The sequence below is a fragment of the Billgrantia campisalis genome, from assembly GCF_022341425.1.
Lineage (GTDB): Bacteria > Pseudomonadota > Gammaproteobacteria > Pseudomonadales > Halomonadaceae > Halomonas > Halomonas campisalis.
The window spans coordinates 192,092-218,547 of sequence record NZ_JABFUC010000008.1; the positions used below are offsets into that span (position 1 = coordinate 192,092).

Genomic DNA, 26,456 nt, shown 5'->3' on the forward strand with positions numbered 1-26,456 from the left:
GGATGCGCCTCACCTCGATTCGCCTGGTCGGCTTCAAGTCCTTCGTCGACCCGGTCACGGTGCCCTTCGATGGCAACATGACGGCCATCGTCGGGCCCAACGGCTGCGGCAAGTCGAACATCATCGACGCCGTGCGCTGGGTCATGGGCGAATCCTCGGCCAAGACCCTGCGCGGCGAATCGATGACCGACGTCATCTTCAACGGCTCCACCGCGCGCAAGCCGGTGGGGCTGGCCGCCATTGAACTGCGCTTCGACAACGCCGACGGCACCATGGGCGGCCCCTATGCCCAGTACGCCGAGATCGCCGTCAAGCGCCAGGTGACCCGCGACGGCCAGTCCAGCTACTTCTTCAACGGCCAGAAGTGTCGCCGCCGCGACATCGCCGACCTCTTCCTGGGCACCGGCCTGGGACCCCGCTCCTATGCGATCATCGGCCAGGGCATGATCTCGCGGCTCATCGAGGCGCGCCCCGAGGAGCTGCGCGGGACCCTGGAGGAGGCCGCCGGCATCTCCAAGTACAAGGAGCGTCGCCGCGAGACCGAGAACCGCATGCGGCGCACCCGGGAGAATCTCGAACGCCTCGAAGACATTTGCGAGGAGCTCGACAAGCAGCTCGAACGCCTCAAGCGTCAGGCCGAAGCCGCTCGCCGCTATCAGACCCTCAAGCAGGAGGAGCATCGCCTCAAGGGCGAGCTGGCGCTGCTGCGTGGCCGGGCGCTGCGCGCCCACCAGGACGAGGAGGAGAGCCGGGTTCGCGAGCTGGAGACGGCGGTGGAGCGCGATATCCTGGGAATGCGCCAGTGCGAGACCCGCCTCGAGGAGGCCCGCGCCGCCCACGACCGCCTGGCCGAGGAGCTCGACGCCTGCCAGCGGCGCTTCTTCGAGACTACCGCCGCCATTGCCCGCCTCGAGCAGAATCTCGAACACGCCCGCAGCCGTGAAACCCAGCTGGCCGGCGACCTCGATGCTGCCCGGCGCGAACTGGCCGAGCTGGCACGCCTGGGCGAGGACGACGGCGAGCGCCGCTCACGCCTCGCCGAGCGTCTCGAGAGCCTGGGCCCCGAGCAGGAGGAGGTCGCCGAGCAACTGGCCGAGCTGGAGGCGATGCTGGAGGAGGCCGAGCCCGCTGCCGAGGACGCCGAGCAGGCCTGGGAGCACTTCAACGAGGGCTGGCGACAGGCCAGCCACGAGGCCGAGCGCGCCCAGGACCGGCTGCGCGAGCTCGAGCACCGCCTGGCGCAGATCGAGAGCGATGCCCAGCGCCGCCGCCAGCAGCGCCAGGAGCTTCCCGACCTGGCCGAGCTGCAGGCGCGGCGCGCCGAGCTTGGCGAACGGCTTGACGACCTGGCGCTGGAACAGCAGCGCGCGGAGGACCGCCGCGAGGCGCTCCAGGCGGCGCGCGATGCGGCCCGGGAAGCCGCCACGGCCCTCGAGCAGGACCGCGAGGCGCAGCGCAGCCGGCGCAGCACCCTGCAGGGCGAACTGGCCTCGCTGGAGGCGCTGATTCAGGCCTCGCTGAATGATCCCGACGAGGCGCTGACTCACCACCTGGCCGAGCATGAGCTGGGTGAGTCGCCGCGCCTGGGGGAGACCCTGGTGGTGGAGCCGGGCTGGGAGGCTTGCGTCTCCTGGGTGCTGGCGCCCTGGCTGAAGGCCCGCCTGGCCGCGCCCGGCGCCTTCCGCGAGGCCAGCGCGGCGCCGCCCGCCGAACTCGGCGCGCTGGCGCCCGAGGCCAGCGTCGAGGCCGGCTCCCAGAGCCTGGCCGCCCGGGTGCAGGGCGCCGGGGCGGCCGCCGCCTGGCTGGCCCCCATCCGCTGCGTGGACAGCGATACCCAGGCCTGGGACGAACGCCCCACCCTGGCGCCCGGCGAGAGCCTGATCACGCCCGGAGGGCTGTGGCTGGGGCCCGATTGGGTGCGCCACCGCGGCCAGGGCGAAGGCCCGGATGCCCTGCTGGTCAGCCGTCGGCGCCGGGACGGCGTTCGCGCCGAACTCGACGAGGTGGAAACCGGGCTGGTCGCCCTGGAGCGTCGCCTGGCCGCCGCGCGTGAGGAGGCCGAGCGGGCCGAAAGCGAGCTGGAGCGCCTGCGCCAGGACGAGCGCCGCCTGACCGACGAGCACCAGCAGCTGGCGGTTCAGGACAGCGGCCTGGCGAGCCGGCTTGATCACCTGGAAGGGCGTGCCGCCGAGCTGGCCGAAGAGCTGGAGGGGCTCGACGAGGCCGGCGAGGCGGCGCGCCTGGCCATCGAGGAGGCCCGCGAGCGCTGGCAGCTGGCCATGGCCGGCCTGGAAGAGGGCGCCGAGCGTCGCGAGCGGCTGGAGCGCGCGCGCAGCGATGCCCGCGAGCGCCTCGCCTCGCTGCGCGCCCGCCAGCGGCCGCTCAGCGAGCAGGCCCAGCGGCTGGCCCTGGAGCACCAGCGCCTGACCACCGAGCAGGCCGGGCTAGCCGAGCAGCAGAGCCGGGCCGGCGAGGCTCGCCAGCGCCTGGAAGCGCGCTGCGCCGAGCTGGCCGAGTCCCTCGAGGCCCTGCGCGAACCCGACGAGGAGCAGCGCGAGCGGCTCGACGAGCTGCTGCATCGCCGCGAGCGTGACGAACGCGAGCTCAACGCGGCCCGCGCCCGCGCCGCCGAGCTGGTCGAGCGCCTGCGCGAGGACGAACAGGCCCGCCAGGGCCATGAGCGTCGCCTGGAAGGCACCCGCGAGCGCCTGCAGGAGGCGCGCATGCAGGTCCAGGCCCTGGCGCTCAAGGCCGAGGCCCAGGACGAGCAGCTCGCCGAGCTGGGCCACGACGCTGCCGTCCTGGCCGAAGCGCTCGACCCTGACGCCACCGAATCCGCCTGGCAGACCCGCCTGGAATCGGTCGGCGAGCGCATCCGCCGGCTGGGCGCGATCAACCTGGCGGCCATCGAGGAGTACGACCAGCAGGCCGAGCGGCGCAACTACCTGGAAGCCCAGCATGCAGAGCTCTGCGAAGCGCTGGAGACGCTCGACAAGGCGATCCGGCGCATCGATCAGGAAACCCGCACCCGCTTTCGCGACACCTTCGAGCGGGTCAATCAGGGTCTGCAGACGCTTTTCCCGCGAGTCTTCGGTGGGGGAACCGCATGGTTGACGCTGACCGGGGAGGATTTGCTGGATACCGGGGTGGCCATCATGGCACGCCCGCCCGGCAAGAAGAACAGCACCATTCACCTGCTCTCCGGCGGCGAAAAGGCCCTCACTGCCCTGTCGCTGGTGTTTGCCATCTTCCAGCTCAATCCGGCGCCGTTCTGCATGCTCGACGAGGTGGATGCGCCGCTGGATGATGCCAACGTGGGACGCTATGCCAAGCTGGTGAAGGACATGTCCGATTCCGTTCAGTTCATCTATATTACCCACAACAAGATTGCCATGGAGGCCTCGGAAAGGCTGATGGGGGTGACCATGCAGGAACCCGGGGTATCCCGGCTGGTGGCGGTCGGGGTCGAGGAGGCCGCCGCCCTGGCCGAGGCCTGAAGGGCTTGCAAGCCGGTGACAAACGCGATATCAGAAAGCGCATCATGGTCGCATCGCACTCATGACGAGTCGATGGTACAGGGAAAGACGCAGGGTCGATTGGACTCTCAGGCGAGAATGCCGGGGCTTGACAAACAAAAAAAGTGGCCCTTTTTTTGGCAATCGCGCTATGCTGGTGACGAACATCCATCCGGCATGGTGCCCTAGCGATAGGCAAGACGACCCATGGAACTTAGAGAATGGCTGATCATTCTGGGGCTGGCGCTGGTGACGCTCATCGTTATCGATGGGATACGTCGCCTGAAGCGCCAGCGTCGTGTCCCACGCCTCGATCAGGCGGGAGGCGAGCCCGGGCTTGAAGGCGGCGGCTCTGCGGCGGGGGTTGACGCCGAAGCCGACGCCAATTGGGAACTGCCCAACGGCGGCGCACGCGTCGTCAGTCCGGCGAGCTATTCGCAGGTGCAGCCCAAGCCCAAGCTGCAGCGCCAGGAGCACCCCGGTCCCTCTCGGGTGTTCGCCGGCTGGAAGCAGGGCGCCAGGGCGGCATCCGGCGCGGCAGGCCGGGCGAGCGATACGGCGCCCCCTGGGCCCGCTGCCCCGGCGCCAGACGCCGCGCGCAAGCCTGCCCAACGCGTGCCCGAAAGCAGCGTGCCTCCAAAAGCCCAAGCCGTGCCAGAAAGCGCGCCTCAACGGGAAACCGGGCCCGAACGAGGCGATAGCGTCGCCGCGTCGTCGCCGAGCGGCCCTGGCCGAGAGGCCGCCCAGGGTGAGCCCGGCAAGGCTCAGTCAGGGGCCGCCGAGGCGTCGTCAGCCGCCCGGGCCCCCGCGACAACCGATGAGGCCCCGCCCGTCGCCGAGCCCAACGCTCGAGCCGAAGGGGCGAGCAGCGAAAAGCGGGCGACCGCGGACACCGAGACCACAGAAAAGCGCGGCCAGACCAAAGCCAAGACCCACGCCCAGGCCGGCGCCGATCAGCCGGCGCCCACCGAGGTACGCCGCGAGCCGACCCTCTCGGCGCTGGATGACGACGCCCCCCCGGCGGCCGTCGCCGACGAACCGCTGGTCGCCGACCCCGAGGATCATGACGAACTGCATGACGACGACGAGCGCTATCGGCTGGTAGACCTGGAGGGCATGGGGAATTCGCTGAAGAGCGGCTCCCGGCGCATGGGACAGTCGGTGCAGCGCTTCGGTGCGTCCGTGCAGCAGCGCATGGCCAAGCGGCGTGAGAAAAAGCGCCAGGAGAAAGCGCGCCGCGACCAGGCCCGCGCCGAGAAGGCAGCCCGGGACGCCGAGCGTCGTCGCCTGGCCCAGGAGCAGGCGGCCGCCGAGCAGGCCGCGCGTGAGGCCGAGCGGCGTCGGCGGGAAGCCGAGGCGATTGCCCAGGCCGATGACGACGACCCGCTGTTCACCCCCGCGCGTTCACACCGGGCGCAATACGCCGAACCGAGCCACGGCGACGCGACGCCGGCCTACGCCGAAGGTGCCGACCCGGTAGCGCTGTCACGGGAAGACGACGTGGTGCGTACCCACCCGACCCTGGAGAAGGCGCTGCGTCATGACGTCAACGCCGAGCGCGCCCGCGATACCCTGAGCCATGCCGAGGAGGTGATCGTGATCAGCGTCATCTCCCGCGACGAGGCGGGCTTCTCGGGCACGGCGCTGCTGGACCTGATGCTGGCCTGTGGCCTGCGCTACAGCCGCGAGATGGGCATCTTCCACCGTTTCGAGACCGAAGATCCGGACAGCGAACTGCAGTTCTCCATGGTCAACGTGCTCAAGCCGGGCACCTTCCCCATCGAGGCGATGGACGACTTCACCACGCCCGGCATCACCCTGCTGATGCCGCTTCCCGGGCCCCTGGACACCGCCGCGGCCTTCGAGGCCATGGTAGAAACCGCCATGGTGATCGTGCGCCACCTGGGCGGCGAGCTGAAGGACGAGAACCACAGCGTGATGACCGCCCAGACCGTGGAGTTCGCCCGCCAACGGGTCCAGGAGTTCGAGCGGCGCAATCGCCTCAATCGCTATCAGGTGAACTAAAACCAATACTAAAGCGGTGAGCGTAGAGCTATCACCGGAACAGCCCCCGACCAGCAGCTTGATCGACCCCCGATGGTATCCCGTCGGGGGTCGTTGCTTTGGTAAGCTAGGCCACACTGATCGGCTTCGAAGTGGACGCTTCGAAGCCTTTGCCATGGATGAGAACCCTGACGCAATGACCCAGCCCGACCAGCAGACCCGCGACGAGGCCGCGCGCCTTCGCGCCGAGCTCGATGACGCCAACTACCGCTACTATGTGCTCGACGACCCGACGCTGACCGATGCGGACTACGACCGGCGGCTGCGCCGGCTGCAGCAGCTCGAGTCCGAGTATCCTGAGCTGGAGACCCCGGATTCGCCCACCCAGCGCGTCGGCGCCCCCCCGGCAGAGGGATTTCCCGAGGTGCGGCACGCGCTGCCCATGCTCTCCCTGGATAACGCCTTCGACGAAGCCGAACTCGAGGCCTTCGTCAAGCGCGTCGGCGACCGGCTGGAGAGGGATGGCGACACCCTGGCCTTCTGCTGCGAGCCCAAGCTCGACGGCGCCGCCGTGTCGCTGGTCTACGAGCAGGGGGTGCTGGTCAGCGGCGCCACCCGCGGCGACGGCTACACCGGTGAGGGCATCACCTCCAACCTGCGCACCCTGCGCTCGGTGCCGCTGCGGCTGCGCGGCGACGCCCCGCCCGAGCTGCTCGAGGTGCGCGGCGAGGTGATCATCAGCCACGCCCGCTTCGAGGCGCTGAACGCGCGTGCCCGGGAAGCGGGCGACAAGGTCTTCGCCAACCCCCGCAACGCCGCCGCCGGCAGTCTGCGTCAGCTCGACCCCCGGGTCACCGCCACCCGGCCCCTGGAGTTCAGCGCCTATCAGGTGGCGCGCCTGGAGCCGGACGGTGGCGATGCGACCCATAGCGCCCTGATGGCCCACCTGGCGGAATTCGGCCTGCGCACCAGCGCCGAGCTGGAGGTGGTCGAGGGCGCCAGTGGGGTGATCGACTACTGCCGCCGGCTGGGCGAGAAACGCGATTCGCTCGGCTATGACATCGACGGGGTGGTGATCAAGGTCGACGACCTGCGCCTGCAGCGCGAGTTGGGCTTCGTGGCCCGGGCGCCGCGCTGGGCCATCGCCTTCAAGTTCCCCGCCCAGGAGGCCGTCACCCGGCTCAACGACGTGGAGTTCCAGGTGGGGCGCACCGGCGCCATTACCCCGGTGGCACGTCTCGAGCCGGTGACGGTGGCCGGCGTCACCGTCTCCAACGCCACCCTGCACAATGCCGACGAGATCAGTCGGCTCGGGGTGATGATCGGCGATAGCGTGGCGATCCGCCGCGCCGGCGACGTCATCCCCCAGGTGGTGCGGGTCATCGAAGAGGAGCGCCCGGCGGACGCCCGCGAGATCGTCTTCCCGGCGCGCTGCCCGGTGTGTGACTCGCAGATCGAGCGGCTGGAGGGCGAGGTAGTGGCACGCTGCTCAGGCGGCCTCTACTGCGCCGCCCAGCGCAAGGAGGCGCTCAAGCACTTCGCCTCGCGGCGTGCCCTGGATATCGAGGGGCTGGGGGTCAAGCTGATCGATCAGTTGGTCGAGCGCGACTGGGTCACCACGCCGGCCGATCTGTTCCGGCTCAAGGCCGAAGACCTGGCCGAGCTACCACGCATGGCCCAGAAATCCTCGGAAAACCTGGTGGCGGCGCTGGAGAAGGCCAAGGCCACCACCCTGGCCCGGTTCATCTACGCGCTGGGCATCCGCGAGGTGGGCGAGGCCACCGCCGCCAACCTGGCGAGTCACTTCGGCACCCTGGAGGCGCTGATGGAAGCGCCCCGTGAAGCGCTCGAAGCCGTCGACGACGTGGGGCCGGTGGTGGCAACCCATGTGCATACGTTTTTCCGCCAGCCCCACAACCGCGAGACCATCGCCGACCTGCGTGCCCAGGGCGTGACCTGGGAGGAGGCGGCCGTCGCCGAGCGCCCCCAGCCGCTGGCGGGCCAGAGCTGGGTGCTCACCGGCACCCTGGAGAGCATGACCCGCGACCAGGGCAAGGCACGCCTGCAGGCGCTGGGCGCCAAGGTGACCGGCAGCGTGTCGAAGAAGACCGCCGGCGTGGTGGCGGGCGAGGCCGCCGGCAGCAAGCTCGAGAAGGCCATGCAGCTCGGCGTGCCGGTGCTGGACGAGGCAGCCTTCCTCGAGCGCCTGACGCGCTGGGAGGCCGGCGAGATCGGCGACGCGGAGGAGGAGTCATGAACGGACGTTTCGTTGAAATTCCCTATCGCATGCTGCCCGGCGAGACCCTGGATGCGCTGCTCGAGGCCTTCGTCACCCGCCAGGGCTACGACACCACCGACACCGGTGACGGCATGCGCGGCTGGGTGGCCGAGCTCAAGCGCCAGCTGGAGCGCAGCGAGCTGATCATCGCCCACGACCTGCAGACCGAGACCACCGAGGTGATGACGCTGGCCCAGTGGCGCGCCTTCGGTCGCGACCTGGCCGACGACGAGGAGGGCTAACGTTTTAGGGTTTGATCCACATCATGATTGTCGGTATTAGGGTATGAGCGTGACCAATGACCAATTCAGCTGAGGTGAATGGTGCATTAGGGTGGCAGATTAGCGGTCAGCGTTGCTGACCTTTCTGCCACGAATATCCAGTGTTGACCATGGCCAAGACGCTTCTGGCCTACCTGCGGACCCTCAAGGGGTTCGTGCTGGTAGCCATCCTGTCGGTATCCCTGGCGGTATTTTTCAGTGTCACTCTGGTCGCGACACTGCTCTACGAGGACATCATCGCCCGCCAGGCCGAGGAGGCCTCGGAGACCCTGGCCGAGCAGAGCTACAGCGCCATGCTGCACGTCATGCGCCAGGGCTGGAGCCGCGAGGAGATGGAAGCCTTCATGGCGGGCATGAAGCGCGCCCACGCCGACAGCGCCTACCGCTTCGAGCTGTATCGTGGGGAGCGCGTCGTCGAGCGCTTCGGCGAAGTCGACCAGCCGGCCCCCGACGCCGCCATCGGCGCGGCCTTCGCCTCTGGAGAGACCCGGGTGCTGCGCGAGGATGGCCAGCTGCGCCGGGTGATGCCGTTGGTGGCCGGCCCCGACTGCCTGAGCTGCCACCAGAACGTCGCCTCCGGCGATGTCCTTGGCGTCATCGATATCCGCCACGACATGTCGCCGATCAGCGCTGAGATGCGCGGCAACTACGTGGCGCTGTTCATCGTTGCCTCCATGATGCTGCTGCTGCTGGCGCTGGCCATCTCCACGGTGTTCTCCAACCGCATTCGCGAATCCATGGACGGCTTTCGGGCGCGGCTGGCCGCGGTGAACTCGGTGGAGGACTTCCGCCAGCTCGACGTCAACGATGTCGACGTGCACTTCCAGGAGCTCAACGAGGCCTTCCTGAACGTCAATGCCCTGGCCGGCCGGCTGAAGAACGTGGCCGTCGACAAGGACATCCTGGAATTCGAGATCCGCCTGCTCAGCAAGTTCATCATCACCTCCGACGTGGTACGCGACTGGCGCGAGTTCATCAAGGAGCTGCTGGGCGAGATCAACACCATCATTACCGCCCATACCCTGGTGACGATCTTTCAGGTCGAGGAGGAGGGCTACGAGCTGGAGGTGTTCTGGCACCGGGACGTGTCGCCGCAGACCCGCGAGACCTTCGAATCACTGCTGACCCAGATGCTCGAGGCCAAGCACAGCGGCCAAACCGACGTGCGGGTGCTGAAGGTGGCCCACCATGCCGTTTACCCCTATGTGCCGGGCAGCGAGGTGGCCCCCGAGCTCGCCGCGGAGGACATTCGCCTGCAGACCAAGTCGCTGCTGCTCGAGGCGCCGAAGATCGGCGGTATCGTCGGCATCGGCGTGCAGTCGGACCTGGCCCAGGACCCGCTGCGCCATATCGTCATCGACGGCATCCTCTCCACGCTGCTCAACCTGGTGGGCTCGGTCAAGGCGATCTACAAGTACACCCAGGACCTGGAGTTCTATGCCACCCGTGACCCGCTCACCTCGCTGCACAACCAGCGCATGTTCAAGGACCTGCTCGGCTACGAGGTGGGGCGCGCCCAGCGCCATGGAGACTCCTTCAGCCTGCTGATGATGGACCTGGACAACTTCAAGACGGTCAACGACCGCTATGGTCACGCCTTCGGCGATCAGTTCCTGCAGGCCTTCGCCGAGACCCTCTGCGAATCGGTGCGCCCGGGCGACTTCCTGGCCCGCTACGGCGGCGACGAGTTCTCCATCATCCTGCCCGAGACCGGCGAGGGACAGGCCTACTCGGTGGCCCAGCGCATCGCCCACAACCTGTCCCGGCAAACGTTGGTAGCGCCTGACGGCTCCACGGTGCGCGCCACGACGTCCATCGGCATTGCCGCTTATCCGCGCCATGCCGGCGATGCCCACGACCTCTTCCTGATGGCCGACAACATGATGTACAAGGCCAAGCGCAAGGGGAAGAACTGCGTGGCGCTGCCGGATGACGACGAGGTGGCGGCGATCTTCCGCCAGGTCGGCGAGAAGAACCAGATGGTGCTCAGCGCCCTGGAGGAGCGGCGCATCGTGCCCTACTTCCAGCCCATTGCCGATGCCAGGACCGGCGAGGTGCATATCCATGAGCTCTTGATGCGCATCCAGGTCGACGATCGTATCGTGGCGGCCGGCGACTTCATCGATATCGCCGAGAGTATCGGGGTCATCCACAAGATGGACTACCAGCTGATCGAAAAGGCCTTCGCCCAGGTCAGCGAGCAGGGCTATGACGGCATGCTGTTTATCAATCTGTCTCCCAAGTCGCTGATCATTGGCGAGTTCATCGGGCGCATCCACCAGCTGGCCATCGACTATGGAATTCGTCCCGAGCGTATCGTCTTCGAACTGACCGAGCGCGAGACCGTCAGCAACCTCAAGCTGCTGGAGAAGTTCGTGCTCGACCTGAAGCTCGAGGGCTTCAACTTCGCCATCGACGACTTCGGCTCGGGCTTCTCGTCGTTCCGCTACCTCAAGCAGTTCCCCATCGACGTGATCAAGATCGAGGGCGAGTTCATCCGCAACATGCTCAGCGACGACAAGTACATGGCCTTCGTCAAGAGCATCGTGACCCTGGCCCAGAGCCTGGAAATCAGCACCATCGCCGAGTTCATCGAAGACGAGGCGGTGCTCGAGAAGGTGCGCGAACTGGGCATCGACTTCGGCCAGGGCTATCACCTGGGACGCCCGGGGCCGCAGTTCGTCATCGAGCCGCGGCGCACCGAAGGGGGTGAGTTGGCCCTGGCTAGCGGCCGCGAATCAACTCGCGGATGATGCGCCGGCCCGGATGCAGGTGGTCCACCAGCGGTTGTTCCAGCGGCAGCGGCTCGTCACAGATGCGTGAGGCCAGCAGCTCCGCGCAGAGCGGGGCGCTGGCCAGCCCCCGGGAGCCGTGGGCGGCGCTGATCCATAGCCCCGCATGGTGGCGGCCGGGCGTGTCGGGCACTCGGGTGGCGTCCTTGGCCAGCGCGGCGTAGGCGTCTCGCCACGCCTCGGCGTCGGGCACCGGCCCGCAATAGGGCGACTTGTCGGGACTGGCCGCCCGCACGCCCACCCGTGCCGTGAGCCGCTCGGGCGAGAGCTCGGCGCCGGCGGCGCGCAGCCCGGCGACGAAGTCGGGGAGGTCGCGCTCCAGCTCCGCCAGGTTGGCGAGGTGGTCGGCATCGCGCTCGTCCATGTCGGTCTCGTTGGGGCCGAAGGTGGCGCCGACGTTGAGCACGCCGTCGGCCGCCGGCGGCACATAGCCCCCCGCACAGACCACCCGCCCCAGCGCTGGCGCCCCCTCGGGCACCCTGATCTGGCTGATCTGCCCGCGGACCGGCTGCAGCGGCAGCGCTGAGCTCTGGGCGAAGCGCCCCGCCTCCCCGGCGGCGGCGATCACCACCTGATCGGCCTCGAGGCGCTCGCCGTCGGCCAGCGCCAGCGTCCAGCCCGCCGCGCCTGGCTGAAGCGCGGTGACCTCGCCCTGGCGGAAGCGGATCCCCGGGGTGGCGGCCAGGTGGACGCACAGCTCCATTGGTCTGACCCAGCCGGCATTCGGGTAGTCCAGCGCCGGGCCCTCCACCCTGACGCCGGCGACGGCACTGGCCGCGTCGGCGTCGAGGCCTCGCACCACCCCTTCCGGCAGGGGATGGTTGGCCAGGAACCGCGCCTGGCGCGCCTGCGCCTTCTCGCCGAGCGCCAGCTGCAGCACCCCGCTGGGGTGCCACAGCCGCTGGGTCGGGTCCAGCCGTTCCAGCCAGCGCCGCGTATAGAGCAGGCCGGCCAGATAGGCGCGGCTCTGCAGGTTGGTGTCGGCGGCGAGCTTCACGTAGAGCGCCCCCTGCAGGTGGGTGGCGCCCAGCTCCGCCCGGTCGAAGCGGTCGATGAGCGTGACCGCGACGCCGCGCCGGGCGAGGGCGGCGGCGGCGCTGGCCCCGGCGATGCCGGCGCCGATCACCGCCACGTGACGGGCCGGTTGCGTCGCCGGCGGGGTGAACCAGGGCGTGCGCTGGCGGCGGGCCTCGGCGGGCGGTGCCGCGATCTCGCCGATCAGCATCTCGCGCTTGCGCCCGTGTCCGGGGGCCTTGCGCCAGTGGAAGCCGGCCGCGGCCAGGCCGCGCTTGACCACGCCGGCGCAGGTGAAGGTGGCGAAGGTGGCGCCGGGGCGTGAGCGCGCCGCCAGGGCCCTGAACAGCGCCGGGTGCCACATCTCGGGATTCTTGGCCGGGGCGAAGCCGTCGAGGAACCAGGCGTCCACCTGGCCCTCGAGCAGGGCGAGCCGCTCGGCGGCGTCGCCGAAGTGCAGGTCCAGGGTCACCCGCTCGTCGAGCCACAGCCGGTGCACGCCGGCCACCGGCTCGGGCCACTGCGCCACCAGTGCCTGGGCACGCCGGGCCAGGTCGGGCCAGGCGGCCAGCGACCGGGCCAGGTCCTCCCGGGTGAGGGGGAATTTCTCGGTGGAGACCAGGTGCAGACGCGCGTCCGAGGGGGCGCTGGCGTCGAAGCAGGCCCAGGCGCAGAGCATGTTGAGCCCGGTGCCGAAGCCGGTCTCGCCGATCACGAAGGGGCGCTGTGTCTGCCAGGCGGCGAAGCGCCGCGGCAGGTCATTGCCGTCGAGGAACACATGCTCGGTTTCCGCCCGGCCGTCGTGCTGCGAGAAGTAGACATCGGCGAAGCGGGTCGAGAGCGGGGCGGGGGCGTTGCCGGCGTCGGCGGACCAGTCGAGGCGGGCGGTTTCCAGCCCGGCCAGGGGCGGCAGGGCGACATGCGGATCGGACACGGAGATCTCCACGGGGTGCATGGGCGCTCAGCGGCGAGCGCTCAAGAATTGATCGATCGGGACGCGGCGACCTGTCATGGGGGGTGGCGGCAGGCATCCGCGGCGTATCAACAGCGTTATCCACAGGAGCTGTGGGCAAGACCTTGTGGAAAACCGCGCTGCCGTCGTCAGGGGAGCGCAGCTGGGTGCCGTGTCGGCCGCGGGTCAGGGCAGCACTTTCTTGAACGGCTTGACGCTGACTTCGGCGTAGACGCCGGCGATCATGTAGGGATCGGCATCGGCCCAGGCCTGGGCGTCGTGCAGGCTCTCGAACTCGGCCACCACCAGGCTGCCGGTGAAGCCGGCCTCGCCGGGATTATCGGCGTCGATGGCGGGGTGCGGGCCGGCCAGTACCAGGCGGCCCTCGTCGCGCAGTTTTTCCAGCCGCGCCAAGTGGTCGGGGCGGGCGGCCAGACGGCGCTCCAGGCTGTTCTTGACGTCTTCGCTGATGATCGCATACAGCATCGCGGTGCTTCCTCGGGGTGTGAGCGGCGCGGGCCGCGGGACTCGAACGGGGCGCTGACGTTGACCGGCCATCGCCGGGCGCGCACCATGGGGACCATTATTCTGACAAAGTCGCTTCCCGGCGTCATGCCAATGCCCCTGTTTCCCTCCCGTTTCGACGGTGACCCTGCGCCTGCGCGGGTCGATCTGCATATGCATTCCACCGCCTCGGACGGCGCCCTGGCCCCCGCCGAGCTGCTTGCCCTGTGCGCCGAGCGAGGCCTGGGGCTGGTGGCGCTGACCGACCACGACACCGTGGCGGGGGTAGCCGAGGCCGCCGCGGCGGCCGACCGCCTGGGCGTTCGGCTGCTGCCGGGCACCGAGCTGTCGACCCGCTGGTCGGGGATCAATATCCACGTGGTGGGGCTGTTGCCCCAGGGCGCGAGAGGCGCCCTGGTGGCGGGACTCGAGGCCCAGGCCGAGGCTCGCGAGGCGCGTGCGGCGGTGATCGCCCAGCGCCTGGAGAAGGTAGGCCTGGCCGATGCCCTGAGCCGCGCCCGCGAGCAGGCCGGCTCGGAGCGCCCCCTGGGCCGGCCGGACTTCGCTCGCGCCCTGGTGGCTGCCGGGGTGGTGCCCGACGTGGCCACGGCCTTTCGCAAGCACCTGGGCAGCGGCAAGGCGGGTGACGTCAAGGCCCACTGGCCGCCCCTGACCGAGGCGGTGGGCTGGATACTCGACGCCGGCGGGGTGGCGGTGCTGGCCCACCCGCTGCACCATGGCCTGACCCGGCGCAAGCGCGGCCTGCTGCTGGACGCCTTTGGCGACGCCGGCGGGCAGGCCGCCGAACTGGTCAGCGGCTTTCAGAATGCCGATGTCACCCGCGACCTGGCCCGCCAGCTGGATGAGCGCGGGCTGCTGGCATCGATTGGCAGCGACTTTCACTTCCCCGGCGGCCACCTGGCGCCGGGCAGCATGAGCCCGGTGCCGCGCACCGCCGTGGCCCCGGTGTGGACCCACCCGCGGCTGACCGCCGCGTTGGCGCTATAGTAGGGGCGTGCCATCAGGCAGCCCATCGTGACGTCGAGCGAAGAGTGCCGGGGGCAGGCCGAAGAGGAGGTCCTACGCCAGGGATGGCGTCGGTAGCGCCCAGGGATGGGTTCACAGCGCCTCCTTGCAGGCCTGCCGCCGGATGAGCTCTGAGCGGCGCTGGTTATCGACAAGGAGCTTTAACATGAGTCAGTTCTTCCAGCTGCATCCCGAGAATCCCCAGAAGCGTCTGATCGACCAGGCGATCCAGATCATTCGCGACGGCGGCGTCGTCGCCTATCCGACCGACTCGGGCTATGCCCTGGGCTGCCACCTGGGCGAGAAGAAGGCCATCGACAAGATCAAGTGGCTGCGCTCGCTGGACGACAAGCACAACTTCACCCTGGTGTGCTCCGATCTTTCCGAGATCGGCACCTACGCCAAGGTCAACAACGCCGTCTTCCGCCTGCTCAAGGCCCACACCCCGGGGGCCTACACCTTCATCCTCAACGCCACCACCGAGGTGCCGCGCCTGCTGCTGCACCCCAAGCGGCGCTCCATCGGCGTGCGGGTGCCCGACCACCCCATCACCCACGCCCTGCTCGAAGCGCTGGGCGAGCCGCTGATGAGCGTGACCCTGATTCCGGTGGATGAAGAGCTGCCGATGACCGACGCCGAGGAGATTCGCGAGCGCTTCGGTGCGCACCTGGACCTGATCATCGACGGCGGGGCCTGCCATCTGGAGCCCACCAGCGTGGTGGATCTGCGCGACCTGCCGCCGACCATCCTCCGCGAGGGGCGGGGCGACGTTTCACCCTTCCGCGAGTAGCGGCTAGTCCCTGTGGCGCATGGGGGCTCCCTGCCGGTGATCGTCAGGCGGTTGCCGCCAGGCGCTGCGCCAGCCTGAGCGCGGCCTGGCCGAAGGCCGGGGTCAGCCAGGCGTCTTGCGCCAGGGCGTTCGCCAGCGCGGCGGCGTCCGTCTGCCGTTCGGCCAGTCGGCCCAGGGCCTCGCGGGCCGCCGCCTGCCAGTCAGGGTCGCCGGTGTCGGCCTGGGCGTCCAGCGCGACGGTGGCGCGGTGCAGCCAGGCGGCGTCGCTGCCGCCCGCGGGCAGCGTCCACTCCCCGGTCAGCAGGGCATTGCCGCGCGCCGCCTTGCTGGTATCGGCGGGGCGCAGCGCCACCCGCTCGGCCAGCTCCCCGGCCAGCTGCCACAGCGCCTCGGGCTCGCCCGTCTTGAGTTCCAGCTCCAGCTCGCGAATCGCCACGCCATGCCCGCCGGCGGTGATCTCGCCGATATCCAGGGCCGCCTCGATGTCCGCTCCGGCCACCTCGAGTCGCCAGATACGGCGGGTAAAGTCGGTGGTGAAGTGGGGGGCCAGGCGCGTGATCAGCGCCGGGTCCAGCGCGGCCATGGGCGGCAGTTCGGCCAGCCCGGCGCGGTCGAGGACCCCTTCGGCCAGCGGCCACTCCCATTCGCCGCGCCGGGAGAGTCCGCCGTGGCTGTCGCCCTCGGTCTTGAGGGTCTGCACCCAGCGTTGGTCGTCGCGGCGTAGCCGCAGCGCCATGCGCGCACGCTCCAACTCGCCGTCGGGGGTGTCGAAGTAGGTATTGGTCAGCCGGCGCTGTTCGGCGGGCCGGGCCGCCAGGCGGGGATGGAGGGGCAACTGCTCGGGCCCCTCGGGGCCGAGGGCCAGTTTCAGCTCGATCTCGTGACTCATGGGGGCTCCCGCGGCCGCTGCGGCCGAGTGTGACACTATTTTTTCAATGACGTGGCAGTGGGCAGTCTCTATACTAGCGCCGCCATTTCTCAAGCGCATAATACGCCATGGTCAAGCCCAACCCCTTCTCGGCGATGTTCGGTCGCTCACCGTTTCAGCCATTGCTGGCGCATATCGTCAAGGCCAATGAGTGTGCCGACCAGCTGTTGCCCTTCTTCGAGGCCGCGCTCCAGGGCGACTGGGAGGAGGCCGCCCGTATCCGCGAGGCCATCACCCGGCTCGAGCACGAGGCCGACAGCCTCAAGACCGAGCTGCGCCTCAACCTGCCCAATACGCTGTTTCTGCCGGTATCGCGCAGCGACCTGCTCGACCTGATCACCGTCCAGGACAAGATCGCCAACAAGGTGCGCGACATCACCGGCATCATGCTGGGGCGCAAAATGCAGGTGCCCGATGAGCTGGCCCAGCCCATGCGCGACTACATGCGCACCTCTGTGGCCTGCGTGGCCCAGGCCCGCCAGGCCCTGGAAGAGCTCGAGGACCTGCTGCAGTCGGGCTTCGGGCGCCATGTCTCCGACGTGATCCACAACATGATTCGCGAGCTGCATGTCCTCGAGCAGCAGGCCGATGAGCAGCAGATCGCCATTCGGCGCCGCCTCTTCGAACAGGAAGATCGGCTCAAGCCGGTGGACGTGGTCTTCCTCTACAAGATCATCGACTGGGTCGGTGAGCTTTCCGATCGGGCCGAGCGGGTCGGCAGCCGCCTGCAGATCCTCACGGCTCGGTAGCGCCTCGGCTTTCCCGGCGTTCCCGGCGATCCCGGGGCCAGGCACACCTAACCCGACAGCTACATAGGAAACCACCCCCCCTATGTCGATCATTGCCCAGCACGGTGAAATCTTCATCATTCTGGCCTGCCTCTTCGGCTTCTTCATGGCCTGGGGCGTGGGGGCCAACGACGTGGCCAACGCCATGGGCACCTCGGTAGGCTCCAAGGCCATCACCATCAAGCAGGCGATCATCATCGCCGTCATCTTCGAGTTTCTCGGCGCCTGGCTGGCCGGCGGCGAGGTGACCGCGACCATTCGCGGCGGCATCGTCGACCCGGCGCTGCTCGAAGCCAACCCGCAGCTGCTGGTCTACGGCATGCTCTCGGCGCTGCTGGCGGCGGGCATCTGGCTGCTGGTCGCCTCCATGCGCGGCTGGCCGGTCTCCACCACCCACTCCATTGTCGGCGCCATCGTCGGCTTCGGCGCGGTGGGGCTGGGCATGGAAGCCGTCGCCTGGCACCGGGTCGGTACCATCGCCTCGAGCTGGGTCGTCTCGCCGCTGCTGGCCGGCGCCATCGCCTTCTTGCTGTTCAAGTCGGTGCAGCACCTGATCTTCGAGGCCCGCGACCCCTTCGCCGCGGCCAAGCGCACGGTGCCCTTCTACATCTTCCTGGTCGGTTTCATCATCTCCATGGTGACCCTGACCAAGGGGCTATCCCACGTGGGGCTCGACTTCACCTTCGGCCAGAGCTTCCTGCTGTCGATCCTGCTGGGGCTGGGCGTCATGGGCATCGGCATCGTGTTGGAGAGCCGGGTCAAGGCCGAGCGGCGCATCGACGACCACTTCGGCTACGGCAGCGTGGAGCGGGTGTTCGGGGTGCTGATGATCTTCACCGCCTGCGCCATGGCCTTCGCCCACGGCTCCAACGACGTGGCCAATGCCGTGGGGCCGCTGGCCGCGGTGATCAGCGTGGTGCGCAGCGACGGGGTGATCGACAGCGCCGCCCTGGTGCCCTGGTGGGTGCTGGTGCTGGGCGGTGGGGGTATCGTCGCCGGCCTGGTCACCTACGGCCACAAGGTGATCGCCACGGTGGGCACCGGCATCACCGAGCTGACCCCCAGCCGCGGCTTTGCGGCGACCCTGGCCGCGGCCTCTACCGTGGTGCTGGCCTCGGGCACCGGGCTGCCGATCTCCACCACCCACACCCTGGTGGGGGCGGTGCTCGGTGTGGGCCTGGCCCGCGGCATGGCGGCGCTGAACCTGCGGGTGATCGGCACCATCGTGATGTCCTGGCTGATCACTCTGCCCGCCGGGGCGAGCCTGGCGATCGTCTTCTTCTTCCTGTTCAAGTGGGTGTTTGGATAAGAGGTTCGAGGTTCGAGGTTCGAGATTCGAGGTTCGAGGTTCGAGGTTCGAGGTTCGAGGTTCGAGGTTCGAGATTTGAGGTTCGAGGTTCGAGGTTCGAGGTTCGAGGTTCGAGGTTCGAGGTTTGAAGAGCAGGACTCCGGTTCATCGGGTGAACGCTGCCCCTCGCCCCTCGCCCCTCGCCCCTCGCCCCTCGTTCCTGTCTAGTGGTGCCGCCGTTTTGTCGGCTCTGATATAGTCGAGGATTCTTGCACCCTTCCTCTCACCTGCTGCCGGAGCGCGGCCTTGGATACTCGTTTCCCCTTCGTCGACTGGTTTCGCAACTCCTCGCCCTATATCAACGCCCACCGGGGCCGAACCTTCGTGATCCTGATCGAGGGCGAGGCCATGGCCCGCGGGCGAGGCGAGCAGCTGATCCAGGACCTGGCGCTGCTGCACACCCTGGGCGTGCGTCTGGTGGTGGTGTTCGGCATTCGTCCCCAGGTGCAGCAGGCGCTGGATGAGCTTGGCCTGACGCCGAAACGTCACGATGGGCGCTGGGTGGCCGACCAGGCGATCATGGGCTGCGTCGAGCGGGTCGCCGCCGAGCAGCGGCTGTGGCTCGAGGCGCGGCTCTCTCTGGGGCTGCCCAACACGCCGCTGCACGGGGTCGAGCTGACCGCGGTGTCCGGCAACCTGGTGATGGCCAAGCCGCTGGGGGTCCGCGAGGGGGTCGACTTCGGCCACAGCGGCGAGGTGCGCCGGGTGCGCGCCTCGGCGGTCCAGGGGCTGCTCGACCGCGGCTCGCTGGTGCTGCTGCCGCCGCTGGGCTTCTCCAGCACCGGCGAGGTGTTCGATCTGGACGCCTCCGAGGTGGCCCAGCACGCCGCCATGGCGCTGGGGGCCGACAAGCTGATCCTGCTCGGCGAGGCCGCCGGCCTGCACGACGACAGCGGCGCCCTGCAGCGCCAGCTGACCCCGGCCGACGCCGAGCCGCTGCTGGCCCACGCCGAGGCGGGCAGCGAGCAGGCCCGCCACCTCACCGCCGCCTGCGCCGCCGCCCGCCACGGGGTGGCGCGCACCCACCTGCTGTCCTGGCATGACCATGATGCCCTGCTCGGCGAGCTGTTCACCCGCGACGGCGTGGGCACCATGATCACCCAGCACCGCTACGAGCAGCTGCGCGCCGCCGAGCTCGGCGACATCGGCGGCCTGCTGGAGCTGCTCGAGCCGCTGGAGCGGCGCGGCATGCTGGTGCCGCGCTCCCGTGAGCGGCTGGAGTACGAGATCGACGACTACCTGGTGATCGAGCGCGACGGCATGGTGATCGCCTGTGCGGCGCTGCACTGCTTCGGCCAGGCCGACATGGGGGAGCTGGCCTGCGTGGCGGTGCATGTCGGCTACCGCGGCGGCGACCGGGGCGCCCTGCTGCTCAACGAGATCGAGCGGCGCGCGCGGCGTCTGGGGCTGACGGCCCTGTTCGCGCTGACCACCCATACCAGCCACTGGTTCTTCGAGCACGGCTTCCGCCTGGCCGAGATCGAGGCCCTGCCGCCCCTTCGGCGCGACACCTACAACCACGCCCGCAAGTCCAAAGTTCTCATCAAATCAATTGTTTGAGCGATGCGTCACGCTGAGGCTCCGCCGGCTACAGGGGTAGTCGGCGTCAAGCTGTCGCGTTTTCAGTCCGCAAAAAATTGATCATTTTAGATTGCTGTGCAAATATAATTGCAGAGCTTGGCGCTGCCGCATGACCACGTCCAACAAACGCGGACGACCACGCTCTTCCTCCTTTGCCCAAACAACATCAATAGTGATGAGGAACGCTTCCATGAAAAAGCTGACTATCTGGACGGCTACCGCCGCACTCTCCCTGGTCGCTGCTGCCGTTCAGGCCGACCGCCTGGTCGTAGCGACCGACACTGCCTTTGTCCCTTTCGAGTTTATGCAGGATGGTGAATATGTCGGTTTCGACATCGACATGTGGAAGATCATCTCCGACGAGCTGGACCTCGAATATGAGCTGCGGCCGATGGATTTCAACGGCATCATTCCCGGGCTGCAGACCGGCCAGATCGATGTCGCCCTCGCTGGCATCACGATCCGCCCCGATCGTGCTGAGGTCATCGACTTTTCGGATGGCTACTACGAGAGCGGCTTCCGGATCATGGTGCCGACGGACAGTGATATCGCAGGCGCCGAAGATCTGGCCGGCAAGACCCTTGCCGTACGCACCGGTACCTCTGCGGCTGATTATGCACGTGACAATTTCACGGACACCGAGCTGCGCCAGTTTCCCAATATCGACAATGCCTATCTCGAGCTGCGTACCGGGCGTGTCGATGCGGCCATGCACGATACCCCCAATGTGCTTTACTACATCGCCACGGCGGGAGATGGCCAAGTGAAGGCTGTCGGCGAGCAGATGATGGCGCATGAGTACGGCATCGCCTTCCCCAAGGGCAGTGAACTGGTCGAGCCGGTCAACGCCGTGCTGGCCACCATGCGTGAAGATGGCCGTTACGACGAAATCTACGCCAAGTGGTTCGGCGAAGATAACGCTCAGTAAGCCACCTCAAGTCAGATCGATCGCACCGAACGGGTGGGGACTCCGCCCGTTCCACATTGAAACTTGGGGGGCGAGCATGAATGTCGATTGGTCCATTATTTCCGGTTTTCTGCCCCAGCTGATAGCCGGGGCGAGGGTCACGCTCTATATCACCGTGGTAGGGCTGGCGGGTGGCATGCTGATTGGCGCCCTTGTGGGCCTGATGCGCGCCTACGGTGGGCATCTCATCAACGGCATCGCCTTCGTCTACGTCGAGGTGATCCGCGGTACGCCGATTGTCGTCCAGGTGATGTTTCTCTATTTTGCGCTTCCCGTGTTGGCCAGCATCCGCATCGATCCGATGACCACGGCGATACTGGCCATCATGATCAATGCGGGCGCCTATATCGCCGAGATCGTGCGCGGAGCCGTGTTGTCCATTTCCCGTGGTCTTACCGAGGCCGGGCTCTCCATCGGTCTGCCGCGCTGGAAGGTGGTCGTACATATCGTCGGTCCGCTGGCCTTTCGCCGGCTGATTCCGCCGCTGGGCAACCAGTGCATTGTCAGCCTCAAGGACACATCGCTGTTCATCGTGATCGGGGTGAGCGAATTGACGCGCACCGGCCAGGAGATCATGGCGTCTAACTTTCGAGCCGTGGAGATCTGGACGGCGGTGGCGGTCTTCTACCTGATCATGACCGGCACCTTGACGATGATCCTGCGCATGATCGAGAAGCGGATGAGGATTCTATGAGCGCCATCATTCAATTTCACAATGTCTCCAAGCACTTCGGCTCACTCAAGGTGATCGATGAAGTTGACCTGGAGGTGCACCGCGGCGAGGTGGTGGTGCTGGTCGGCCCCTCTGGCTCCGGTAAGTCGACCCTGCTGCGCTGTATCAATGGTCTCGAGATGATCAGCGGCGGTGACCTGATCGTCGACCAGTTGAGCGTGAAGGGGGGCAACAAGGTGCTGCGCGAGATCCGCCAGGAGGCGGGCATGGTGTTTCAGCAGTTCAATCTCTTCCCGCAGATGACCGCCCTGGAGAATGTCGCCTTTGGGCAGCGGCAGGTGCGTCATGTCGGCCGCACTGAGGCCAAGCGTCATGCCCGGGAGCTGCTGGAGAAGGTGGGGCTGGCCGACAAGGAGGCGCATTATCCCCATGAGCTTTCCGGCGGCCAGCAGCAGCGGGTGGCGATCGCCCGTTCACTGGCGATCAAGCCCAAGGTGATGCTGTTCGATGAGCCCACCTCGGCGCTGGATCCGGAGCTCAAGCAGGAGGTGCTCAACGTCATGCGGACGCTGGCCGACGAGCACATGACCATGGTGGTCGTCACCCATGAAATGTCCTTTGCCAAGCAGGTCGGTACGCGGCTGATCTTCATGGAGCACGGCAAGATTGCGGTGGATGGCAAGCCGGCCGATGTGATCGATAGCCCACCCAATGACAGAATGAGGGACTTTCTGCGCCATGTCTGAGCACACTCCTCTGATCGGCTGGCAGCGGGCCAGCGGTGACCCTCGGGCCATCGGCCGGGCGCTGGGTAGGGCGGGGCGCCGTGCGGTACATGAGCTATTGCTGGATAGCCCGGCTTGGGCGCGCGTCAACGACCCTGAGCATCGCACCGCCCTGGACCGCATGGCCGAGGCGACTCGGTATCATTTCCCGCGTGTCTGGGCCGAGATCGAGGGGCTCGCCGAAGGCCTGTCGCTGCCCGTTGAGCCGGTATTCGCCTGGAACTGTCGCGGTGACCTGCTGGCCAACGTACCGGACGGCTGCACCACCCTGATCGTGCCCGGGGCAAGCCCACTGGTCGCCCATAACGAGGACGGCCTGCCGTTCTTCGCCGGCCACTGCTTCATGTTCGAGGCCGCGCCGGATAAGGGGGCCGGCTTCATGGCGTTCTGCTACCCGGGCTCCTTGCCGGGTCATACCCTGGCATTTACCGGCAGCGGCATGGTGCAGGCGGTCAATAACCTGCGGTTGACGGGGCTGGTGCCGGATGTTCCGCGGATGGTGTTGGGGCGTGCCGTGCTCGATCTAGTGGACGTGGAGCAGGCGTTGGCGCTGTTGCGTCGCCACCCCCACAGCGGCGGCTTTCACTTCACCCTGGCGGACGCCGCTGGCGGTCCGATCGTGAGCGTGGAGTTCGGCGGGGGCGAGGTCTCGGTGCGGGAGGTCGTCATGCCATGGGTCCATGCCAACCATGCCCTTCACCATTCTCGTGGCCTGGCACACCAGATCGTTACCGATTCGTCCCGGGATCGCCAGCGCCGCGGTGATGAATTGATCGCGGAAGGGGTATGCGATCCGCTGACGCTGCTCCACGACCGGCACGGGGGCGGGCTGCCCATCCTGCGCCTGGACCCGGACGATCCCGACCAGGAGAACACCTTGGCCACGGTGGTAATGCAACCGGGCTCGGATGGGGTAGCATGGCACGTTTATGATCGACCAGGAGCAGCGCCCGTCTATGCCGGACACTACCCGAAACGCGCGTCCCCCCGAGACGGTTGAAGCACTGCGTGAACTCTCCCTGTGCATCTCTCGGGGCGAGTCCGACCTGCGTCTTGGTCCCAAGGCGCAGGAGGTGCTGGCAAGGCTGATCGAGCTCAACGGTGACCAGGCCCTGCTGTCGATCTCCACGGCCGCTCGCCATCTGCAGGTCAATCCCTCCACTATCTCACGGCTGGCGCGCTCCCTGGGTTACGAGCGCTTCAGCGACCTGCAGAGCGTGCTGCTCAGCACTTCGCTGTCCCAGTCCTCTTCCTTCTACAGTGATCACGCCAGTGCGGCCTTGAAAGCCGACCGGCATTGCCTGAAAGCCCAGGCCGTTCGCCTCTGCACGGAGAATCAGCAGAACATCGAGCGCTTCGGCCAAGGGCTCTCCCAAGCGGATCTTGAGGCTTTCGCCGAAGCGGTGATGGCAGCGGACCGGGTTCGGTTGTATGGGGTGCGCCAGTTCTATGCCCTGTGCAGCTTCACCGCCTATGGCCTGGGGATGATTCGCGCCGATGTCGGGCTGCTGAATGACAACAGCAACGGCGTCGCCGAGGGCCTTGCTGCCATGTCGCCTGGCGATGTGTTGATCGCCTCCAGCTGCAAGCCCTACACGCGTCAGGTGGTCGATGTCTGTCGTCTGGCCCATGAACATGGCGTGAAGACGCTGGTCATCACCGATTATGCCAGCTCTCCACTGGTGCGCCACTCCGGTGTCTCGATTCTGGTACCTCACGAGACCAGCTTCATTTCCAACAGCATGGTGGCCTTTTTCGCCGCGGCTGAGTGTCTGATCAATGCCTGCGCCACGGTAGCCGGGGATGTAGCCGCCACAGCGATCAGCCGGCGCGACCATTTCATCGATGAATTGGGTATCGAGATGCCCTGAGGGCCTGCCGTCGAGCCCCCGCCGGTGACGTTGTGGGTTGCCTGAGTGGCGACCTGTCGCCTCGAGGCGTCAGGCCGCAGGCGGATGTCGCTGTTTGGCAACGTCCTATCCTGCTGATTTTCAATGCCTTATAAGAGACTCTCTGTTTAGCGTCGCCAAATGGCAACAAAATACCCGCCGCTGGCCGGCTGTTTGCCGAGTTGGCCGCTTCTACGGCCTGGCGGAATTTTTCAAATTGTTGATTTATAAAGAATCAATCGATTTTTGGCACGTAACTGGCAACAGGTTGGGTGAGCAACGAAAGCGGTTCAAACGGCTCGAACCGCTTTTGATCACCGGCAAGCTCGGGTATCACCCCCATGCCCTGTGCACTCGGGCCCAACGGTGATCAGTGTCTGCTCCGCGATGTGTAACCTAAGGTTGCGATGAGACGGGTACCGCCGGCTTGGCAAGGAAGGGTACCAAAAGGGCACGGATGCCCGGCAAGGACGCCTCATCCCCTGCGGGGGATCGAATTTCGCGGCAGCGCTGCCGGCCCTGGCCACGGCGATGTCGCAGCAGCAACGAAGCCGGGCGGTCCGCCGCCCGCCTGCATCGGCCCGCTCCTGGTGGCCAACCGGACGGTGCAGTGCTTCGGGGCCCTCGGGCCCATCGAAAGTGTGGGACATGGCTCGACCAGGCGAACGATGCCCATGCTTTCGAACCCTTCAGTTCCCTGCGTACTTGGGCCGGCTATGCCGGCCCTTTTTTTTCTTTTGGGCGGCGCTGGCGATCGGTAAAACGCCGAGCGCGGCGGTGAACTCTGGTATCCTGCAAGGCATGCACCATGGCGGTCCCCTCTCGACTCCTGAATAGTACGCTGGTCATGACCTCACGGGTTTCGCGTCGCTGGCGCCCTCGCTCCCTGCTGCAGCTGGTGCTGCTGGCCTTTCTGGTGGTGATGCTGCCGCTGGGCGTGCTGATGTTCCAGGCCGCTCAGGCGCTCACGGAGCTGTCGCGCCTGGCCGATGTCAGCGCGCGTCAGGCGGTGGAGGAGACCCGCCGGGCCCGCACCCTCAGCGCCCTGGCGCTGGAGATGGAGCGCAGCGCCCGCCAGTATGCGGTGGTCGAGCAGGAGAGCCTGCTCGACATCTACGCCGAGCGCCACGCCGACTTCACCGCCCTGCTGGCCGAGCACCGCCGGCTGCTGCCCAACGACCCCGACGTCCTCGCGCTTGGCGAGCAGCTGGTGCTGCTGGGCCGGCTCGGCGAGCTGGAGGGCGAGGCGCTGCAGGTGTGGCTGTCGCTGTTCGGCCCCTTCGCCCAGCACACCGAGGCCATGCGCCAGGCCACCAATCGTCAGATCGACGCGCGTATCGAGACGATTCGCGAGCGCGCCGAGGCCGTGCAGACGCGGCTGTGGTGGCAGACCGGCGCGCTGGTCTCGGCGAGTCTTGCGCTGATGCTGCTGTTCAGCTGGCTGATCATCCGCCCGGTGCGCCAGCTGGAGCGTCGCATCCTGGGGATCGGCAGCGGCGTCGAGGGCCCCGAGACCCACGCTATCCAGGGCCCCAAGGAGCTGGTCAGGCTCAGCGAGCGGCTCGACTGGCTGTCGTCGCGGCTCGGCGAGCTGGAAGCCCAGAAACAGCAGTTCCTGCGCCATATGTCCCACGAGCTCAAGACCCCGCTCGCCAGCGTGCGTGAAGGCTCGGCGCTGCTTGCCGACGGCGTGGCCGGTGAGATGACCCCCCGCCAGCGCGAGATCCTGACGCTGATCGATGCCAGCGGCGGTGAGCTGCAACGGCTCATCGAGCAGCTGCTCGACTATAATCTTCTTCAGCACAACCGTCGGGTGAATCTCGAGCGGCTGGACCTGGCGACCCTGGTCAAGAGCACCCTGGCCAAGCACCGGCTGGCGCTGGAGCACAAGGGCATGCGGGTCACCGCCTTCGACGGTCCCGTGGCGTGGGTCGCCGATCGCACCGCCGTGGGGCGCATTCTCGACAATCTGGTGTCCAACGCCATCGCCTACGGCGAAGATGGCGGCACGCTGGAGATCCGTGTCCAGACCGGCCAGGATCGGCTGTGGCTGGACGTGGCCAACAGCGGCGAACCCATCGCCGAGGCGGACCGCGAGCGGCTCTTCGAGCCGTTCTACCAGGGGCGCACCCGGCGCAAGGGGCCGCTCAAGGGCTCCGGTATCGGCCTCTCGGTGGCCGCCGACTGCGCCCGGCTGCAGCAGGGCGAGCTGGCGCTGGTGGACGACCCGGCGCTGGCAGTGTGCTTCCGGCTCACCCTGCCGCGTCGGCCGGAGCCGCTCGGCGCCGTAGCCGACACCCCGGTGGCCGCCCGCGCACGCATCGACGCGAGGAATTCATGA

At 67.7% G+C, this 26,456-nt stretch carries 19 protein-coding genes; 16 read left to right on the plus strand and 3 right to left on the minus strand.

The features are described 5' to 3' along the window. The first annotated feature begins 2 nt into the window (after nucleotides 1-2). The 5 genes from smc (at nucleotide 3) to HOP52_RS11720 (ending at nucleotide 10,831) form a co-directional block, all read left to right on the plus strand. On the plus strand, nucleotides 3-3,497 hold the full coding sequence (gene smc, locus HOP52_RS11700; protein WP_238977562.1) for a chromosome segregation protein SMC: 3,495 nt from the start codon (nucleotides 3-5) through the stop codon (nucleotides 3,495-3,497). Nucleotides 3,498-3,722: 225 nt separating this feature from the next. Then, nucleotides 3,723-5,540, plus strand: a complete 1,818-nt coding sequence (zipA, locus tag HOP52_RS11705; protein ID WP_238977563.1) for a cell division protein ZipA — start codon at nucleotides 3,723-3,725, stop codon at nucleotides 5,538-5,540. Between the two features lie 175 nt (nucleotides 5,541-5,715). Next, nucleotides 5,716-7,776 carry an NAD-dependent DNA ligase LigA gene (gene ligA, locus HOP52_RS11710; RefSeq protein WP_238977564.1) on the plus strand — a complete coding sequence of 687 codons (2,061 nt, stop codon included), beginning with the start codon at nucleotides 5,716-5,718 and terminating at the stop codon, nucleotides 7,774-7,776. Further along, nucleotides 7,773-8,039, plus strand: coding sequence for a YheU family protein (locus HOP52_RS11715; protein WP_238977565.1), 267 nt, complete (start codon nucleotides 7,773-7,775; stop codon nucleotides 8,037-8,039). The genes ligA and HOP52_RS11715 overlap by 4 nt, the downstream gene beginning before the upstream one ends. Before the next feature lie 149 nt (nucleotides 8,040-8,188). Continuing rightward, a complete protein-coding gene (locus tag HOP52_RS11720) occupies nucleotides 8,189-10,831 on the plus strand; it encodes a putative bifunctional diguanylate cyclase/phosphodiesterase (protein WP_238977566.1) in 2,643 nt (880 codons plus the stop codon). Here HOP52_RS11720 and mnmC read toward each other — a convergent pair. Both mnmC and HOP52_RS11730 read right to left on the minus strand, forming a co-directional pair. Further along, a complete protein-coding gene (mnmC, locus tag HOP52_RS11725; RefSeq protein WP_422677707.1) occupies nucleotides 10,803-12,839 on the minus strand; it encodes a bifunctional tRNA (5-methylaminomethyl-2-thiouridine)(34)-methyltransferase MnmC2/FAD-dependent 5-carboxymethylaminomethyl-2-thiouridine(34) oxidoreductase MnmC1 in 2,037 nt (678 codons plus the stop codon). The two genes, HOP52_RS11720 and mnmC, sit on opposite strands and share 29 nt — an antisense overlap. A gap of 183 nt (nucleotides 12,840-13,022) precedes the next feature. Next, nucleotides 13,023-13,322, minus strand: a complete 300-nt coding sequence (locus HOP52_RS11730; protein ID WP_238977568.1) for a YciI family protein — start codon at nucleotides 13,320-13,322, stop codon at nucleotides 13,023-13,025. A gap of 126 nt (nucleotides 13,323-13,448) precedes the next feature. Between HOP52_RS11730 and HOP52_RS11735 the strand changes: the two genes are divergently transcribed. Together HOP52_RS11735 and HOP52_RS11740 are read left to right on the plus strand one after the other, a co-directional pair. After that, entirely contained in the window at nucleotides 13,449-14,348 is a 900-nt protein-coding gene (locus tag HOP52_RS11735) for a PHP domain-containing protein (RefSeq protein ID WP_238977569.1), read from the plus strand. Nucleotides 14,349-14,532: 184 nt separating this feature from the next. Beyond that, complete coding sequence (locus tag HOP52_RS11740; protein ID WP_238977570.1) at nucleotides 14,533-15,156, plus strand: L-threonylcarbamoyladenylate synthase; 624 nt, start codon at nucleotides 14,533-14,535, stop codon at nucleotides 15,154-15,156. Nucleotides 15,157-15,199: 43 nt separating this feature from the next. Here the strand turns inward: HOP52_RS11740 and HOP52_RS11745 are convergent, their stop codons facing one another. Then, nucleotides 15,200-16,045: a CYTH domain-containing protein gene (locus tag HOP52_RS11745; protein WP_238977571.1), complete on the minus strand. Its 846-nt coding sequence runs from the start codon at nucleotides 16,043-16,045 to the stop codon at nucleotides 15,200-15,202. 107 nt (nucleotides 16,046-16,152) lie between these two features. On the opposite strand from HOP52_RS11745, the gene HOP52_RS11750 reads away from it, so the two are divergent. From HOP52_RS11750 to HOP52_RS11790, 9 genes are all read left to right on the plus strand, one after another. Beyond that, nucleotides 16,153-16,833, plus strand: coding sequence for a TIGR00153 family protein (locus HOP52_RS11750; protein ID WP_238977572.1), 681 nt, complete (start codon nucleotides 16,153-16,155; stop codon nucleotides 16,831-16,833). An 82-nt stretch (nucleotides 16,834-16,915) separates the two neighbouring features. Continuing rightward, nucleotides 16,916-18,181, plus strand: coding sequence for an inorganic phosphate transporter (locus HOP52_RS11755; RefSeq protein WP_238977573.1), 1,266 nt, complete (start codon nucleotides 16,916-16,918; stop codon nucleotides 18,179-18,181). Between the two features lie 285 nt (nucleotides 18,182-18,466). After that, nucleotides 18,467-19,780: an amino-acid N-acetyltransferase gene (gene argA / locus HOP52_RS11760; RefSeq protein WP_238977574.1), complete on the plus strand. Its 1,314-nt coding sequence runs from the start codon at nucleotides 18,467-18,469 to the stop codon at nucleotides 19,778-19,780. 211 nt (nucleotides 19,781-19,991) lie between these two features. After that, on the plus strand, nucleotides 19,992-20,729 hold the full coding sequence (glnH, locus tag HOP52_RS11765) for a glutamine ABC transporter substrate-binding protein GlnH (protein WP_238977575.1): 738 nt from the start codon (nucleotides 19,992-19,994) through the stop codon (nucleotides 20,727-20,729). A 76-nt stretch (nucleotides 20,730-20,805) separates the two neighbouring features. Further along, a complete protein-coding gene (gene glnP, locus HOP52_RS11770) occupies nucleotides 20,806-21,462 on the plus strand; it encodes a glutamine ABC transporter permease GlnP (protein WP_238977576.1) in 657 nt (218 codons plus the stop codon). Then, entirely contained in the window at nucleotides 21,459-22,187 is a 729-nt protein-coding gene (glnQ, locus tag HOP52_RS11775; protein ID WP_238977577.1) for a glutamine ABC transporter ATP-binding protein GlnQ, read from the plus strand. Before glnP ends, glnQ begins: the two co-directional genes overlap by 4 nt. After that, nucleotides 22,180-23,226 (plus strand): C45 family autoproteolytic acyltransferase/hydrolase, encoded by a 1,047-nt coding sequence (locus HOP52_RS11780; protein ID WP_238977578.1) that lies wholly within the window; start codon nucleotides 22,180-22,182, stop codon nucleotides 23,224-23,226. Before glnQ ends, HOP52_RS11780 begins: the two co-directional genes overlap by 8 nt. Continuing rightward, on the plus strand, nucleotides 23,183-24,097 hold the full coding sequence (locus HOP52_RS11785) for a MurR/RpiR family transcriptional regulator (RefSeq protein ID WP_238977579.1): 915 nt from the start codon (nucleotides 23,183-23,185) through the stop codon (nucleotides 24,095-24,097). Before HOP52_RS11780 ends, HOP52_RS11785 begins: the two co-directional genes overlap by 44 nt. Nucleotides 24,098-24,962: 865 nt before the next feature. Then, nucleotides 24,963-26,456 (plus strand): sensor histidine kinase, encoded by a 1,494-nt coding sequence (locus tag HOP52_RS11790; RefSeq protein WP_238977580.1) that lies wholly within the window; start codon nucleotides 24,963-24,965, stop codon nucleotides 26,454-26,456.